The sequence below is a fragment of the Martinezella tropici genome, from assembly GCF_008370325.1.
GTDB classification, from domain to species: Bacteria; Pseudomonadota; Alphaproteobacteria; order Rhizobiales; family Rhizobiaceae; genus Rhizobium; species Rhizobium tropici_B.
Window position 1 is genome coordinate 133,078 of the sequence record NZ_VNIP01000008.1, and the last position, 16,397, is coordinate 149,474.

13 protein-coding genes are annotated in these 16,397 nt (G+C 60.0%); 10 read left to right on the forward strand and 3 right to left on the reverse strand.

Annotated elements, in window-relative coordinates; translation table 11 throughout:
- Positions 1-69 precede the first annotated feature (69 nt).
- A complete protein-coding gene (locus FP026_RS13730) occupies positions 70-597 on the forward strand; it encodes a winged helix DNA-binding protein (protein ID WP_149635182.1) in 528 nt (175 codons plus the stop codon).
- A 296-nt stretch (positions 598-893) separates the two neighbouring features.
- Positions 894-1,724, forward strand: a complete 831-nt coding sequence (locus FP026_RS13735; protein ID WP_149635183.1) for an MBL fold metallo-hydrolase — start codon at positions 894-896, stop codon at positions 1,722-1,724.
- 138 nt (positions 1,725-1,862) lie between these two features.
- Here the strand turns inward: FP026_RS13735 and FP026_RS13740 are convergent, their stop codons facing one another.
- Entirely contained in the window at positions 1,863-2,609 is a 747-nt protein-coding gene (locus FP026_RS13740; RefSeq protein ID WP_149635184.1) for a polysaccharide deacetylase family protein, read from the reverse strand.
- Entirely contained in the window at positions 2,599-3,696 is a 1,098-nt protein-coding gene (locus FP026_RS13745) for a glycosyltransferase family 4 protein (RefSeq protein ID WP_149635185.1), read from the reverse strand. The genes FP026_RS13740 and FP026_RS13745 overlap by 11 nt, the downstream gene beginning before the upstream one ends.
- 304 nt (positions 3,697-4,000) lie before the next feature.
- On the opposite strand from FP026_RS13745, the gene FP026_RS13750 reads away from it, so the two are divergent.
- On the forward strand, positions 4,001-5,725 hold the full coding sequence (locus FP026_RS13750) for an adenylate/guanylate cyclase domain-containing protein (RefSeq protein ID WP_149635751.1): 1,725 nt from the start codon (positions 4,001-4,003) through the stop codon (positions 5,723-5,725).
- An 81-nt stretch (positions 5,726-5,806) separates the two neighbouring features.
- On the forward strand, positions 5,807-6,685 hold the full coding sequence (locus FP026_RS13755; RefSeq protein ID WP_149635186.1) for an FkbM family methyltransferase: 879 nt from the start codon (positions 5,807-5,809) through the stop codon (positions 6,683-6,685).
- Between the two features lie 2 nt (positions 6,686-6,687).
- Here FP026_RS13755 and FP026_RS13760 read toward each other — a convergent pair whose 3' ends face one another.
- A complete protein-coding gene (locus tag FP026_RS13760) occupies positions 6,688-7,167 on the reverse strand; it encodes a class I SAM-dependent methyltransferase (RefSeq protein ID WP_149635187.1) in 480 nt (159 codons plus the stop codon).
- A 145-nt stretch (positions 7,168-7,312) separates the two neighbouring features.
- Here FP026_RS13760 and FP026_RS13765 point away from each other — a divergent pair, with 145 nt between their 5' ends.
- From FP026_RS13765 to FP026_RS13790, 6 genes are all read left to right on the forward strand, one after another.
- The gene (locus FP026_RS13765) at positions 7,313-8,488 is read left to right on the forward strand and encodes a DUF3095 domain-containing protein (RefSeq protein ID WP_149635188.1); all 1,176 of its coding nucleotides are present in this window, start codon (positions 7,313-7,315) and stop codon (positions 8,486-8,488) included.
- 353 nt (positions 8,489-8,841) lie between these two features.
- Entirely contained in the window at positions 8,842-10,179 is a 1,338-nt protein-coding gene (locus tag FP026_RS13770) for an adenylate/guanylate cyclase domain-containing protein (protein ID WP_149635189.1), read from the forward strand.
- A 160-nt stretch (positions 10,180-10,339) separates the two neighbouring features.
- Complete coding sequence (locus tag FP026_RS13775; protein WP_149635190.1) at positions 10,340-12,250, forward strand: ABC transporter ATP-binding protein; 1,911 nt, start codon at positions 10,340-10,342, stop codon at positions 12,248-12,250.
- Positions 12,244-14,166 (forward strand): ABC transporter substrate-binding protein, encoded by a 1,923-nt coding sequence (locus FP026_RS13780; RefSeq protein WP_149635191.1) that lies wholly within the window; start codon positions 12,244-12,246, stop codon positions 14,164-14,166. Before FP026_RS13775 ends, FP026_RS13780 begins: the two co-directional genes overlap by 7 nt.
- Positions 14,159-15,157, forward strand: a complete 999-nt coding sequence (locus tag FP026_RS13785) for an ABC transporter permease (RefSeq protein WP_149635192.1) — start codon at positions 14,159-14,161, stop codon at positions 15,155-15,157. The genes FP026_RS13780 and FP026_RS13785 overlap by 8 nt, the downstream gene beginning before the upstream one ends.
- Positions 15,154-16,329 (forward strand): ABC transporter permease, encoded by a 1,176-nt coding sequence (locus FP026_RS13790; RefSeq protein WP_149635193.1) that lies wholly within the window; start codon positions 15,154-15,156, stop codon positions 16,327-16,329. Before FP026_RS13785 ends, FP026_RS13790 begins: the two co-directional genes overlap by 4 nt.
- Positions 16,330-16,397: the final 68 nt, after the last annotated feature.

A 16,397-nucleotide genomic window follows, 5' to 3' on the forward strand; every position in this document is an offset into this window, starting at 1 on the left:
GCCGAGCGTCAATCGACCGCTCGGCCTGTTGATCTGCAGGGCCTTGATCCGGTTCGAAGGAGTTTTCAGGTGACGTCCGAGGAAAAGAGTGAACGACGCGAATTGATCGTCTCGTCAGCCCATCTTGCCGGCGGTAGCTCGCCGGCCCTGTCGGAGCTGGAATACGGGTCGATCCTCTTTTCCCATGCCTTCAATCGATGGCTGGTGCGGTGCATGGCCGCGGCCGGCGTGCCCGGCCTTTCGCCGGTCGAGATCCTGATCATTCATTCCGTGCGGCATCGCGACCGGCCGAAAACGCTCGCAGATCTTTGCCTCGTCCTCGATATCGAGGACACGCATGTCGCCAACTACGCCATCAAGAAACTGGAGGCGGCGGGGCTTGTCAAAAGCGGCAAGGCCGGCAAGGAAAAGACGATCCGGGTCACCGACAAGGGCCTGGATGCACTGAAGCGCTATACCGAAATTCGCGAGCGCTTGCTGGTGGAGGCGACGAAGGTCTCCGGCCTGTCGCAGGATGGCCTGTCCGATATCGCCTCGCATCTCAGGGCATTGTCCGGATATTACGAACAGGCGGCGCGGTCGGCCGCAACGCTGTAAGCAGACGACCGCCGCGATTCTTGGTCCTTTCAAAGGCCTCTTTCCGTCAAGATCACGATCATGTGCCTGACCCTCGAACCGGAGCGTCAAGCCCGGCCCCTTATCTATTCTGTCAAGCCATACCTATATTAGGTCTATCCGATCCGTCGGCGGTGTTCGTTCGCCCAACGATCTGTATCGATCGAACGATATTAGATCCAGTTTTTACCACCGCACGACTTTTGGAAATTGCTGGCTTCGCACAATAGCAAAAGTGTGCTTTTTTTGACCGAAAGGGGAATGGTGTAAAAACTTCCATGAACAACGATAGTTTCGAGCTGAAATTTTGGGGCGTGCGGGGAAGCATCCCTGTATCGGGACCGGAATTTGAGCGGTACGGCGGCAATACGTCGTGCATTGAGTTACGGCATGATGGCAGGCATATCTTATTCGACGCCGGGACGGGGTTGCGCGAAGCGGCGGCCTATCTGGCCAAGGAAGGGGTCCGCGACATCGATCTCTTCTTCACGCATTCGCACTATGACCACATCATCGGCCTGCCCTTCTTCAATGCCATCTATGATCCGAGGGTCAGTGTCGATCTCTGGTCTGGCCATCTTGCCGGCAAGACGACGACCCGGCAGTTGATCGGCCAGTTCATGCGGCCGCCATGGTTCCCCGTCGAACCCGATATCTGTCGTGCCGAGATGAGCTTTCGTGATTTCGCCGCCGGTGATACGCTGAAGCCGCATCCCGGCATCGTGATGCACACGGCCAGGCTGAACCATCCGGGCGGCTGCATCGGCTACCGCATCGAATGGTCGGGCCGGGTCATCGCCATGGTCTACGATACCGAGCATATGGCCGGCAAGCTCGATGAGGCAGCGCTCGCCCTGATGGCCGATGCCGATCTCGTAATCTATGACGCGACCTATCTCGAAGCCGAGATGCCCAAATATCTGGGCTTCGGCCATTCCACCTGGCAAGAGGGCATCAAGCTCGCCAAGAAGGCCGGCGCGAAGCGGCTGGCCCTGTTTCACCATGCTCCCGGCCGCACCGACCGCGAGCTGGACGACATGCAGCGCGATGCGCAGCAGAGCTTCCCCGGCGCATTCGTCGCCTTTGACGGGCAGTCGCTGCAGCTCTGAAGCTTGCCGCGACGGCTGCGCTCGCTGGAATTGCGCTAGAGCTTTTCCGCTTTTCTTCGAATCGCGGAAAAGCTCTATCTTATTGTTCCTTTACGCATTCCGGACGGAAAACCGGTGCGCACTTTTCCTGGAAATGCTCTAACTGATGAAATTGCCGACCGGCCGCCATTCGATGGCGGCATGGCCGGCCGTTTCAGCAAACAATGCCTCGACGAAATCCCAGGCGAGATCATCGTGGGCGAGATGGTGGGTCATCACGCCGATCGGTTCGTCATTGCCATCGAAGCGGTTCTGAAGCTCCTCCACCAGGCGTCCGATCACTTCAGCATGCGGCAAGCCTCCACGCACGTCATGCCATCGCATGATGTCGATATGCGTGTTGATTAGGCTGATGGGCGCCTGCCTCGCCAGCCCGAAGACCGAGACGGCACGATAGCCGAAAGGTTCGAGATGCGGCAGCAGCGCATCGTCGATCCGGTTCCATGGCGGCACCAGCAGCGGAACAAATTGTGAGGGGTACAGGGCTTTCAGCTTGTCGAAGCCGCGATGAAGCTCATCAAGCACGATAGCCTTTGGCCGGTGCAGGCCGAGCTCCTGCTTCTTGGTATCATCGGGAGCATAGTTCTGGTGCGTCCAGCCATGCACTGTCGCTGTGATGCGGCTTTCGCCCTCCAGCCGTTCGGCCAGAGCCTCGCCTGTCGGTCCCGGAATGATCGCGAGCGCCATGGGCACGTCGAACCGATTGGAAAGTGATAGAAGCCGATCGAGGGCAGGGGTCGGCTCGATGGCGTCGTCGTCGCGGAACCATAGCTTTGCCTTTCGCCCGGCAGCGCTCCAGCGCCGCAACTCCTCGCGCAAGGGCTGCCACTCGGCTCTATCGTTCATAATGAATATCTCCCAGATAGTTTCGAAGAATGGTTTCTAGCCGCTTCGATGCGGCGCTCAAGGAACGTTCCTGGTGAACGAAGCTGTAGGCTGCGTCCGCCATGGCCTGTCGCTGATGCTGATCGCCGAGAAGCTGCGAAATCGCATCGGCATAGGCCTCCAGATCGCCCTCGGGCGTCAGCAATCCGGTTTTGCCCGCCATCACCACTTCCGGCACGCCGGCCGTCGCCTGCGCGATCACGGGTAGGCCCGCCGCCTGTGCCTCGAGATAGGCAAGGCCATAGGCCTCATTGCAACCGGGCCAGACATAGAGGCCGGAGCTCGCAAGCTCCTCGGCGATCTCCAAGGTGGAGCGTTCCCCGCGCCACTCTATCCGTCTCTCCTCGAACGTGGAAAACAGTGATCTCACCTCGGTCCGCATCGGCCCATCGCCGATGATGGTCAAGGTCCAATCCTGATCGCGGATGAGATCTAGCGCTTTAGCAAGTATGGTGTAGCTGTCGAACTTGTCGCCCTTGCGCAGCATTGCCACGGTAATCAGCCGTCGCGGATCGGAGGACGAGCGGGCGAAGGGCGCGGTATCGATGAAGGGCAGGAAACGTTCGTAGCGGCCATCCGGGATCGCATCCTCAAGGCCGATCCGATCCCTTTCGGTAAAGCAAAGATTGACGGCGGCAAGCCGTACGGCATCGGCGATGAGGCGCTGGTTTTCACCCCAGCCGTTTTCATCATGGCGGCGGGAATAGGATGCCTCCGCCGTGACATAGGGAATGCCGAGCCTTCTCGCGATCGATGGGCCGATAAGGTCGGGGGTCTTGTAATAGGGATGGTAAGTGAACCAAAGGTCGGGCGCCCTCTCGTCCTGCCAGCGCTCGAGCAGGCAATCTACTTCGCCTTCCGCCTGCCGGGCGATCTCCATGCGTGGATCGGCTTCCGGCGTCGGTGTGAAGCTTCGCAATTCGGAAGCGACGTCGACCTGATGTCCTGCGATTTCCAGCGCCGAGATGATCTGGCGCGCCATCAGCCGATCGCCTGACGGAACCGGGTGGCCGGGGGATTTCAAGGGGGCGTAAAAGGCGATTTTCATACTGCCGGCACGTGGTTGACGATTAAGTGATGGTACGAGCCCGAATTGTGAGAGAATTGCCCGAATTCCGACCGGTTGCGTGACAATAAGGTCCCTGCTTCAAAAAGCCGCATCCTCGACAGTGTGCGGCGTTGCGGCTACTGCATAATTCCTTAAATCGGAATCGATTTGAGGATAAAATTATGCAGCAGATTAAAAGTGCTACAGCGACCTTTGCGCGTCATATATGACGGGCGGCGCTGTAGATGAATAGGCGATAGCCGTTTTTCCACCTGTTGTGAACGGGCAATATACATTGGGTTTGATGACCATCGAGGCAAGAAAGCCAATAATGTCCGATCGCCTCGTGCGAAAGCTGCGCCTTGGCTCCGGTTTGATCGTGTTCGCCTTCGTGATCATGCATCTGGCCAATCACGCCCTCGGGCTGATTTCACTCGGCGTGGCAGAACACGCACAGCACTGGTTCATGGCCGTCTGGCGCAATCCCGTGGGAACCGTGCTTCTTTATGGAGCCCTGATCGTCCACATTCTGCTCGTGCTGCGGATGCTTTACGGGCGCCGCACGCTCGTCATGCCTGCCGGCGAGGCCTTCCAGATGGTCACGGGCCTGCTGGTGCCGCTGCTCCTGATCGATCACATCGTCGGCACCCGCATCGTGCATGAGGTTTACGGCTATCACGACACCTACAGCGCCATCGTGCGCAGCCTCTGGGTAACATCGCCGGTCAACGGTGTGCGTCAGTCGCTGTTGCTTCTGATCGTCTGGCTTCACGGCTGCATCGGTGTTCATTTCTGGCTGCGCTACCGTGCCTGGTACATGGCGATTGCGCCCGTAATGCTGTCGCTCGCCATCGTCCTGCCGGTTCTTGCCCTGCTCGGCTTTGCCGCAATGGGCAAGACCGTGACGCACGAGGCTGCCCGGGAAGACGAACGCGGCTACCGAGGCGGCTACTATAGCGACATGCGAAGCTATGGCGAGAAGGGGTCTGTGCCGGGCAGTCAGATGGCCGAGACCCTATGGCCTTACCGTGCCGGGTTCTATGGGGTCTTCAGCCTGTCGATCGTCGCTCTCTTCGGCTTCCGCGCGCATCGCAGATTGCGTGAGCGGCAATATCAGATCGCCATCCGCTATGCGGGCGGCGAGGTCGTGCATGCGCCGCGCGGCTTCAGCGTGCTCGAGGCAAGCCGCCTTGGCGGCATCCCGCATTATTCCGTCTGCGGCGGCAAGGGCCAATGCTCCACCTGCCGTGTTCAGATCATCGAGGGGGCGGAAAACCTGCCGCCGCCGGAGCCGCTGGAGCAGAAGACATTGAACCGGATCGGCGCCACGCCGGATGTCAGGCTTGCCTGCCAGCTGCGCCCCACCGGCAATGTCAGCGTCCTCCCGCTCCTGACACCGATGGCCGAGGCGACGATCCCCGTCTATAGCCAGACCGCCAGCCCCGGCCGCGAGCGCGAGATCGTCGTCTTCTTCTGCGATCTGCGCCATTTTACCTCGCTGACGGAATCGCGTCTTCCCTTCGACATCGTCTTCCTGCTCAACCGCTATTTCGCCATCGTCGGCCGCATCATCGAGGAGAATGGCGGCCGTATGGACAAGTTCATCGGCGATGGCGCCATGGCGCTCTTCGGCCTGCGCACCACGCCGAAGGAGGCAAACCGTCAGGCATTGAAGGCCGCGGCCGCGATCATACAGGAGATCGACAAGCTCAGCGCGGAATTGGCCGACGAACTGGCCGCTCCACTTGAAATCGCCATCGGGCTTCATAGCGGCTCGGCCGTAGTCGGCTCGATGGGGTATGGCAGCGTCAAGAACGTGACCGCGATCGGCGACACGGTCAATGTCGCCAGCCGCCTGGAAAGCGCCGCCAAGGAATTCAATAGCGCGCTCGTCTTTTCCGAGCCGGTGGCCCGACTTTCGGAGGTCGATATGGAGGGCATCGAAAGCCGCGAGATTGCCGTGCGCGGCCGCGGCGAGCCTCTGCGGGTCTATATCGTTTCGAAGGAAACGAGCGGCCGCTTTGCCTGACGTTCCGGACAGGGCACCGGCAGCGCATCGGCCGATCTTCTCCGTTTGCAACGGAACGGTCCTGGTGTAGGGATGCTCGACATGTTCGACCGCAAGATGCTCACAAGAAAATACTGGCGCCGCGCCCTTCGCAGGAAACGGGATCAGATCGCCACTCGCCTGTTCGACACGCGCCTGGGTCGGGACATTCTCGTCAGCGCGCTCGGTCCGCGCGTCAAGACGATGACGGTGGACTGCGGCGACCATGTCCTGAGCTTCTCGCCGGCCGATTACATCGGCCGCAAGGTGTTTCGCAAAGGGCATTTCGAGCGCGATCATGTCGACCGGCTGCTGAGCGTGCTGCGCGAGCACGGCCTGGTGCGCAAAGGCTCTGTTCTTCTGGAGCTCGGCGGCAATATCGGTACGCAAACCTGCTATTTTGCCCTCAGCGGCGCCTATGACCGCATTGTCAGCGTCGAGCCGGATCCGCGCAATTTCCGGCTGCTGACGATCAACATCGCCGATAACGGCCTGCAGGAGATGGTAACGGCGGTCAATTGTGCCGCTGGCGATCGCGGTGGGCAGCTCGACTTCTATCTTAATCACAAGAATCACGGCAAAAGCAGCGCGTTGCGCCAAAGCGCAAGCGACGAGAAAATCTCGGTTCCCGTCCTGCCCGTTCCCGATATTCTGGAGCAGGCCGGTATCCATCCCGCCGATATCGGCCTGATCTGGATGGATATCGAAGGCTATGAGCCGGTTGCCTGCCGGTCGATGCAGGCACTGATGGCACGCAAGGTGCCGCTCTATATGGAATTTACCCCTACCTTCTATGGCAAGGATCAGGCCAAGGCTTTCGTTGCCGATCTCGCCAGGCACTACGGCGAATGCCTTGCATTTTTCGAAGATGGCGAGCAGACCATGAAAGTCGTCGAACTGCCCAGCGAAGGCGAGCAGTTCGATGTTCTGTTTCTGCGCTGAAATTAGCGACGCCGATAGATGAAATAGCGCCCTTGCTTGACGGCCGCGGGCAGGGGCAGTGCCTGAAGATCCGGATGATCGAGAGGAAGTCCGCTGACGGCAATCCCGCCTGCAGCGAGCACACCGGCCATGATCCCGGGCAGCCAGGTCAATGTCACCGCATCCTTGTCCTCGTAGCCAGTGCCGATATCGGCATGGGCAAGCGAGGCCCTCGCGCCGACGAAGCCTCTGGCCGTATCCTTGATTTCACCGAGGATGAGGTTGTCGGCCGACGGCATGGACGGGCCGTAGGCATTGGCCGCCCGATCGAATGCGATGATGCGGCGATCGGGGAAAAGTTCGCGCAGGTGGTCGAAGGTGCGGCCATTGCCGAGGCCCAGTTCCAGCACGGGACCATCAAGCGTTCTGACCTCGTCGGCAACGGCATTGAGGATGTCGCGCTGTGCGCTCAGGCGGCGAATGAAACTATCCAGGCGGCTCATAGTATTTCAAATATCCTTGGCGTCTTGTGCCTCTTCCTCGACCGGAGTAGCACGGCCCGCATCGCGGCGTCGACGGCCCGCTGGTTTTTCGGCGCTTTTGCTGTAGGGATAGATTGTCGCGGCGCTCACTGAAGGGGGAAATATCATGGTCGAGCCACCCAAAGATGATTTCTTCCATAAACTCACGGGCTTCACTCGTTTCGAGGGCGTGACTGACAGCGCCAATTATCAGCCGCTGCCGGACGACTGGATGATTGCGATCGCCGATATCGTCAGCTCGACGAAGGCGATCGCCGCCGGCCATTACAAATCCGTCAACATGGCGGGCGCCAGCGTGATATCAGCCGTGCTCAACGCAATGGAGAGAGGCGATTATCCCTTCGCCTTCGGAGGGGATGGTGCATTGGTGGCGATCCCCCCGTCGGGCGAGGAGCGGGTTCGCCGTGCGCTGGCGGCCGTCCGGGCCTGGGTGATGGAGGAATTGCAGCTCGATCTGCGCACGGCCCTGGTGCCGATGACGGTGATCCGCGGCGAGGGCCTGGACGTGCGGGTCGCACGCTTCAGCCCGAGCGACCATGTTTCCTATGCCATGTTTTCCGGCGGCGGGACGAGCTGGGCGGAACAGCAGATGAAGGCGGGGCAATTCATCGTCGAGGCGCTGCCGACAAAGGCGGAGCCGGATCTGACCGGCCTTTCCTGCCGTTGGAACCCGATCAAGGCGCAAAATGGCGAGATCGTCTCCATCATCGCCATTCCCGGCGATGCCGGCAACGACGTAAGGTTTCAGCGGCTGGTCGCCGATATCATTGCCATTTCCGCAGAGCAGAACCGCGACGGCCATCCTGTGCCGGTCGAAGGACCGACGCCGGTATTGAGGTTCGGCGGCGCGGATATCGAAGCGCGCGCCGTGGCCGCTCCCGCCGATCGCTGGTGGCGGAAGCTGGCCATCGATGCGCAGATCGTCCTCGTCTGGATTCTCGACAGGTTCGGCATCAGGGCCGCGACCTTCGATGCCAAGATCTATCGGCGGGACCTTGCGGCAAATTCCGATTTTCGCAAATTCGATGATGGGCTGAAAATGACCATCGACGTCGATGCCGGGCATCTCAAGCGCATCGAGGCGCGTCTGCTGCAGGCGGAGGCCGAAGGTGTCTGCCGCTTTGGGCTACACCGGCAGGACAGCGCGCTGATGACCTGCTTCGTGCCGACCCCACTCATGCGCGACCATATGCATTTCATCGACGGTGCGAGCGGCGGGTATGCAATGGCGGCAATGGCCCTGCGTGAAAAGAGGCCGCCCGCGCTTGCTGCGGGTGGGTGATTTTCGCGCGATGGAGCGGTGACGCGACTGGCGGGCTCAGGTCGCAGTCGCGATTTTTATCGATCCGCTTCGTTTTTACCCATTGTTTCAGCGTCGTATGCGCCTTATCTCAAAGAGAACAAAACGAGAGTCGTTGCTTGCGGCGATTGTCTTTTGCTGCATTTCATATGCGGGGGCGCGGGAGAAATGCAGCCGAACTTTCTGGCGTTGACAAGACCTGACGAAGGAAAGCATCGACGCTGTCGCATGATGATTTTGTCCGACCTCAAGCCGATAGGCCGGGGGTTGCGGAGATGGCGGCATTCCATGGCCGGGACGAAACATCAGGCATTTCAAGATGGACCGCGGGGATAATGACTATTCATTCGAGTGTTTCCGATATTCTTCTCGATAAAGTGGCGGAATGGCTGACGCAGGCGGCGCTGACCGGCGAAAACCTGGAGACCATCGTGCGGGGCTTCTGCGAGCGCATGGCGGCGACGGGAATGCCGCTCATTCGCGTGCATCTGACCTTTTCCATGCTGCATCCGCTTTATGACGCTCTCGGATTTACCTGGCGACGCGCCGGCGGTCTGACGATCGAAGGCTATCGCCATGTAAACGATAAGCCGGAACGCTTCGTGCAGAGCCCCTATTACTATCTCCTCTCCAATAATCTCCTCCATCTGCGTCGTCGGATCGATGTGGATGGGGCGGTGGAGTTTCCGATTTTCGAGGACCTGCGCAAGGAGAAAGTGACCGACTACATGGCCTTCGTGCAGACCTTCGGAGCGGGCTCTGTCCAGGGCATGATGGGCTCCTGGTCCACCGACAGCATCGGCGGCTTCAGCGAGGAGATGATCGGCGCGCTGATGCGCATGCAGAATCATCTCGCCATGGCGGCCAAGATGGCGGTTCTGGGTAAGCTCGCCAACAACATGCTGACCACCTATCTCGGCGGCGATGCCGGCAAGCGCGTGCTGAACGGGCAGATCCGCCGCGGCGACGGCGAGACGATCCGCGCGGCGCTGGTCATGGGCGACATGCGGCAATCCACTGTCTATGCCGAGAAGGAAGGGCGGCAGGCCTATATCGATACGCTGAACGAGTTCTTCGACGCGATCGCAGCGCCCTTCAACCGCAATGGCGGCGAGATCATGAGCTTTCTCGGCGATGGATTCCTGGCGGTCTATCCCTGCGGCCGCCATAAGGATCCGTCCAAGGTGGCCTGCGAGGCGGCGCTATCGGCCGTCTTCGAGGCGCAGCGCCGCGTTGCTGCCCTCAACAAGGATCGCCAGTCGCGCAATTTGAGCGAGGTGCGTTACGGAATAGGCCTGCACGTCGGCAACGTCATGTTCGGCAATGTCGGATTGAAGGACCGGTTGACGTTCTCGGCCTTCGGTGCCGCCGTCAACGAGGTGGAGCGGCTGCAGTCCCTGACCAAGAAATATGGAACGGAGGTTGTCGCAAGCCAGGCCTTTTCCGGCTACACCGACTGCGAGTGGGGAACGCTCGGCGAAGAGAAGCTGCGCGGCGTTCGTCAGCGCTTTACCGTCGTCTCTCCGATGGCAGCCGCCATTGCCAACGGTACGGTGGAAGTTTTCCACGATACTGCGGCCGATGGGCTCTCCGAAGCCGAGCAGGTTATCCTCTTGCACAGGGATGCCAAGAAGTTCGAAGGCCGTGTTCAAGTCGAAAATCTGACGCAGTGACCTCGGCCGCCGCCTGGTTCAGCATAGGCCGATATATCACTGGAAAGACGACAGATTTTTTACAGTCTTTGTAGCGCTTTGACCAGCTAGACACCCGTTATGCCCTACGTTAGTGTGCCGCTTAAGGCCACAAAGGTCATGTGAGCGGGAAGTAATATGTATGGCGTCAGGGACTGATCTACTGCGTATTGAGAACCTCGACGTCTCATTTTCCCTTTACGGGGACAATCTGCGTGTCGTCAAAAACGCCGGTTTGAGGGTGCTTCCCGGCAAGGTCACGGCGCTCGTCGGCGAGTCCGGCTCCGGCAAATCCATTATCAGCCAGTCGATCATGGGCATCCTGCCGACGCCGGCAACGGCGACGGGGCGGATCCTTTTTACCGACCCGCTCGACGGCGAGACCACCGATCTTCTCCAACTACCGCGTGACGGCGTCGCCATGCGCAGGCTGCGCGGCGCGCGCATGGCCAAGATCTTCCAGGAGCCGATGACGTCGCTGTCGCCGCTGCATACGGTGGGCAACCAGATCAGCGAAGTGCTCCGCATTCACAGCCCCGGCATCAGCAGGTCGGAGCAGCGCGAGAAGACTGAGGAAATGCTGAGCCTCGTCGGCTTTCAGGATCCCTACCATACTTTCGACATGTATCCTTTCCAGCTCTCCGGCGGCATGCGCCAGCGTGCGATGATCGCCATGGCGCTGATCTGCAATCCGGCGCTTCTGATTGCCGATGAACCGACGACCGCGCTTGACGTCACTATCCAGGCGCAAATTCTCGGGCTGCTGCGCAACCTCCAGCAGACCTTCAACATGGCAATGCTCCTGATCACCCATGATCTCGGCGTTGTCGCCAACATGGCCGACGAGGTCGTCGTCATCTATCACGGCGAAATCATGGAGGCCGGGCCGGTCGAAACGATCTTCCGCCAGCCGCAGCATCGCTATTTGAAGGCCCTGATGTCGGCGGTGCCGCATTTCGACATGAAGCCGGGCGAACGGCTGAAGTCTCTTCGGGATGTCCCTGTCAATCTCGGCACCTTCTCCGGCAAGAAGAAGCTGATCGCCCACGGTGCGCCGGCTGCCGGCACGGCACCCGATGTTCTGCTCAGCGTGCGCAACCTGACCAAGACCTATACGTCGAAGGCCGGCGGCCTGTTCGGCCGGCGGGACAGCACGAAGTTCCGTGCGGTCGATAATGTCAGCTTCGATATCCGCCGCGGCGAATGTCTTGGCTTGGTCGGCGAAAGCGGCTGCGGCAAGACGACGGTGAGCAAGATCCTCATGCGCGGTGTCACCGCCGACAGCGGTTCCGTCAGCTTCGACGACGGCAGCGGCAAGATCGACGTGCTGTCCGTCAAGAGCGACGAGTTGATGGATCTGCGCACGAAGATACAGATGGTCTTCCAGGATCCGGTTTCGTCCCTTTCTCCGCGCATGACGATCCGCAATATTCTGAGCGAGCCCCTGGAGATCCATGGGCATGGCGACAGCGCCGAGCGCAAGGAGAAGGTCGAGGCGCTGATGCAGGCGATCGGCCTCGACAAGCATTTTCTCAGCCGCTACCCGCACAGCTTTTCCGGCGGCCAGCGCCAGCGCATCGGCATTGCGCGCGCCTTGGCACTTGGGCCGAAGCTTCTCATCCTGGATGAGCCGGTCTCGGCGCTCGATGTGTCCGTTCAGGCGCAAATCCTGAACCTCCTCAAGGATTTGCAAAAGGAACTCGGCCTGACCTACCTGTTCATCTCGCACAATCTTGCCGTGGTCGATTACATGGCCGACAGGATCGCCGTCATGGCGCGGGGGCGCATCGTCGAAATCGCGCCGCGCGAAATCATCCTGCGCGATCCCGTTCATCCCTATACGCGCTCGTTGCTTGCCGCCGTCCCGTTCCCCGATCTCGACAGGCCTCTGGATTTCTCCGCCCTGAACAGCGAGGGACCGGCCGCCAAACAGAAATGGGGGCCGCAGTTCTCGGAAAGCACGGACGGGGAGCTTGCCTATGCGGATCTGGGCGGCGGCCATTTCGTTCGCGCCCGCCGGGGCGTCGAAGCCCAGGAGCTGCGCAAATGGTAACGCGGCGAACCTTTCTCGGCCTGCTGGCTTCCACCATGTTGCCGCCGCCTCTTGCCGCGGCGGAAGTCGACAACGAGCCGGACTATCTCGCCGATTGGCTGCGGGCCGGTCAGATGCCGCATCTTGCGAAGCGGCTGCCGAAATTTCCGCGCGTCGTCAACGTCGCCGCCATGGGGCGCACGCCAGGCCGCTACGGCGGCTCCATCCGCACCATCATCGGAAGTCAGAACGATATCCGTCTCATGACGATCTACGGCTATACGCGCCTTGTGGGTTATGATCGCACCCTGACGCTGCAGCCGGATATTCTGGAATCCTTTTCCGCCGTCAACGATACTGTCTTCACCTTCAAGCTGCGTGACGGACACAAATGGTCCGATGGGCATCCGTTTACCGCCAACGACTTCCGTTACTGGTGGGAGGACGTCATTCTCAACAAGGAGCTGACGCCGGGCGGTGGCGCGCTCGAATTGCGTCCGCATGGAAGCCTGCCGAATTTCGAGATGCTCGACGAGCTGACCGTGCGCTACACCTGGGATGATCCCAATCCGGATTTCCTGCCGATCCTTGCCGCTCCGCAGCCGCTCGTCATTGCCGGGCCGGCCCACTATCTCAAGCAGTTCCATAAGAAATACCAGGACAAGATTCGTCTTTCCTCGCTGATGCAGGAGAACAGGGCGAAGAAATGGCAGGATCTGCATATCAAGATGGGCCGCTCGTACCGCCCGGAAAACCCCAATCTGCCGGTGCTCGATCCCTGGAAGAACACGACGCCGCCGCCGGCCGAGCAGTTCGTGTTCGAGCGCAATCCCTATTTCCACCGTGTCGACGAGAATGGCCGGCAGCTGCCCTATATCGATCGCATGATCCTGGACATTAGCTCGTCATCGATCATTCCGGCCAAGACCGGCGCTGGAGAAAGCGACCTGCAGGCGACCGGCATAGATTTCAACGACTATACCTTCCTGAAGGAGGCGGAGAAGCGCGATCCGAGCAAGCTCAAGGTCAATCTCTGGAAAGCGGCGCGTGGGTCGCGTGTCGCCCTGTACCCCAATCTGAACAGCGCCGACGCTGTCTGGCGCGACCTCTTGCGCGATATTCGGGTGCGCAGAGCGCTGTCGCTTGCGATCGATCGTCACGAGATCAATATGGCTGTCTTCTACGGTCTCGGAACAGCAAGCGCCAACACGGTATTGCCCGACAGCCCGCTTTTCAAACCTGAGTATGCCTCTGCCTGGATCGAACATGATCCCGACCAGGCCAATGCTCTTCTGGACGCTGCCGGCCTTGGCAAGCGGGATGAAGACGGTGTCCGCTTGCTACCAGATGGCCGGCGAATGGAAATCACTGTCGAGACACCGGGCGAAAGTACGCTCGATACGGACGTCTTGGAATTGGTTACCGATCATTGGCGCAAGGTCGGCATTGCACTTTTCACGCGCGTATCGCAACGCGATATTTTCCGCAGCCGCGCCATGGGCGGCCGCATTCTGATGTCGCTGTGGTACGGCCTCGACAACGGCGTGGCAACGGCCGACATGAATCCGGGCGAGTTGGCACCGACGACCAACGACCAGATGCAATGGCCGCTCTGGGGCATGTACTATCTGTCGCGCCAGACGCAAGGCGTGGCTCCGGACCTGCCGGAGGCAGCCGAGCTGATCAGGCTGCTGGGCGAATGGGAAGAGGCTGCCTCCTCCTTCGAGCGGGCCGAGGTCTGGCACAAGATGCTGAAGATCTATACGGACCAGGTTTTCTCCATCGGTCTGGTCAACGGCACTTTCCAGCCGATCGTGCATTCGGCCCGCATGCAGAATGTGCCGGAAAAGGCGCTCTACGGCTTCGATCCGACCTGCCTGCTCGGCGTCTACATGCCGGACACCTTCTGGATGAAGGAGGATCGTCCGAATGCTTAGATATATCCTCTGGCGCATCGCGGTGATGCTCCCGACCCTAATCGTCATCTCGATGCTGGTCTTTACGATCATCCAGCTGCCGCCTGGCGACTTCTTCGATAGCCAGATCGCGGAACTGCGCGCTCAGGGCGACACCGCGAATCTGCAGGACATGGAGAATCTTCGCCACGAATACGGGCTCGACCAGCCCTTGCCGCTTCAATATCTGCACTGGGCCGGAGGCATGCTGCACGGCGATTTCGGCTATTCCTTCGAATATCAGCTGCCGGTCTCGGAGGTCGTCGGCGACCGGCTCTGGCTGACCATCCTCGTGTCGATGACGACGATCCTTTTGACCTGGTTGATCGCCTTCCCGATCGGCATCTATTCCGCCACTCATCAGTATAGTTGGGGCGATTACGGGCTGACCTTCTTCGGGTTGCTCGGTATCGCCATTCCGAACTTCATGCTGGCGCTGATCCTGATGTATTTCGCCAATGTCTGGTTCGGCGTATCGATCGGCCATCTGATGGATCAAAAATATCTGTCGCAGCCGATGAGCTGGGAAAAGGCCCGCTCGATCCTGTCGCACCTGTGGATTCCGGTCATCATCGTCGGCACGGCCGGGACGGCGGGCATGATCCGCCGCCTGCGCGCCAATCTGCTCGACGAGATGCAGAAGCAATATGTGGTCACCGCCCGTGCCAAGGGGCTGCATCCGTTAAGGGTGCTGGTGAAATATCCGTTGCGCATGGCGCTGAATTTCTTCGTCGCCGATATCGGGTCGATCCTGCCGTCGATCATTTCAGGCGCTGAGATCACCGCCATCGTGCTGTCTCTGGAAACGACCGGCCCGATGCTGATCCGGGCCTTGCAGAGCCAGGACATGTATCTCGCCGGCTCTTTCCTGATGTTCCTGGCCTTCCTCAACGTCATCGGCGTACTGATCTCCGATATCGCCCTTGGCTTTCTCGATCCCCGCATCCGCTTGCAAGGCAGGAGCACAAAGTGAGCGTATCCCTGCCAAAGCCCGGTGCCCCTCTGGAGCACTATGTCTCGAATGCGGATTTCGATCCGGATCAGTTCGAAGCCATGTCCGCAGGCCAGCAACGCTATTACATGGCGTCGCAAAAGAAACTGATGTGGTGGAAATTCAAGCGCCACAAGCTTGCCCTGGCATCCGGCATCTTCCTTTTGCTGGCCTACGGCATGATCGTGATTGCGGAATTCCTGGCGCCCTACGAGCTGCATACTCGCAATGTCGACTATATCCACTCGCCGCCGCAGATGATCCACCTGTTCGACAAGGGCAATTTTGTCGGCCCCTTCGTCTACGGCCGCAAGATGACGCTCGATATCGACACGCTGCGTCGGATCTACACCGACAATCCTTCCGACGTGCAGCCGATCCGCTTCTTTTGCCGTGGCGATGCTTATCGCTTCTGGGGACTGGTGGATTCGAACTTTCATTTGGTTTGCCCGGCCGTCGGCGGCCAAATGTACCTGCTCGGCACGGACAGGCTGGGTCGCGACGTGTTGTCGCGCATCATCTATGGCGCGCGCATATCTCTGACGATCGGTTTGATCGGTATCACGATCAGTTTCGCGCTCGGCATCGTCATCGGGGGGCTCGCCGGCTATCGTGGCGGTCTTTTCGATCTTCTCGTGCAGCGTGTGATCGAGGTGCTGCAGTCGCTGCCGAGCCTGCCATTGTGGATGGCGCTGGCGGCGATCATGCCGGTGAGCTGGAGCCCGATCATCGTCTATTTCGGCATCACGATCATCCTCGGCATCCTGGACTGGACCGGCCTTGCGCGCGCCGTGCGCTCCAAGCTCTTATCCCTGCGCGAGGAGGACTACGTGCTTGCCGCGCAACTGATGGGTGCAAGCACGCCTCGGATCATCGGCCGTCACCTCGTCCCCGGCTTCATGTCGCACCTGATTGCTACTGCGACGATTTCGGTTCCGAGCATGATTCTCGGCGAAACTGCCCTAAGTTTCCTTGGATTGGGCCTTCGGCCGCCGATCACGAGCTGGGGTATCCTGCTGACCGAGGCCAAGAACGTCAGCGTGATCGCCTTCTATCCATGGCTTCTTTTTCCGATGATCCCCGTGATATTGGTTATTCTGGCGTTCAACTTTTTAGGAGACGGGTTGCGCGATGCCGCCGATCCCTACAAATAGCAGGGTGAATGGCGAAGACAGGATTGCAATTCGAGGAGCGGTCGCGGATGTCGTTTGCCGACAAACCG

Bases quoted from the DNA above. Each gene is read 5' to 3' on its own strand.
- FP026_RS13735 (WP_149635183.1), top strand. From the start codon at position 894: ATGAACAACGATAGTTTCGAGCTGAAATTTTGGGGCGTGCGGGGAAGC.
- FP026_RS13740 (WP_149635184.1), bottom strand. From the start codon at position 2,609: ATGAACGATAGAGCCGAGTGGCAGCCCTTGCGCGAGGAGTTGCGGCGC.
- FP026_RS13745 (WP_149635185.1), bottom strand. From the start codon at position 3,696: ATGAAAATCGCCTTTTACGCCCCCTTGAAATCCCCCGGCCACCCGGTT.
- FP026_RS13750 (WP_149635751.1), top strand. From the start codon at position 4,001: ATGACCATCGAGGCAAGAAAGCCAATAATGTCCGATCGCCTCGTGCGA.
- FP026_RS13755 (WP_149635186.1), top strand. From the start codon at position 5,807: ATGTTCGACCGCAAGATGCTCACAAGAAAATACTGGCGCCGCGCCCTT.
- FP026_RS13760 (WP_149635187.1), bottom strand. From the start codon at position 7,167: ATGAGCCGCCTGGATAGTTTCATTCGCCGCCTGAGCGCACAGCGCGAC.
- FP026_RS13765 (WP_149635188.1), top strand. From the start codon at position 7,313: ATGGTCGAGCCACCCAAAGATGATTTCTTCCATAAACTCACGGGCTTC.
- FP026_RS13770 (WP_149635189.1), top strand. From the start codon at position 8,842: ATGACTATTCATTCGAGTGTTTCCGATATTCTTCTCGATAAAGTGGCG.
- FP026_RS13775 (WP_149635190.1), top strand. From the start codon at position 10,340: ATGGCGTCAGGGACTGATCTACTGCGTATTGAGAACCTCGACGTCTCA.
- FP026_RS13780 (WP_149635191.1), top strand. From the start codon at position 12,244: ATGGTAACGCGGCGAACCTTTCTCGGCCTGCTGGCTTCCACCATGTTG.
- FP026_RS13785 (WP_149635192.1), top strand. From the start codon at position 14,159: ATGCTTAGATATATCCTCTGGCGCATCGCGGTGATGCTCCCGACCCTA.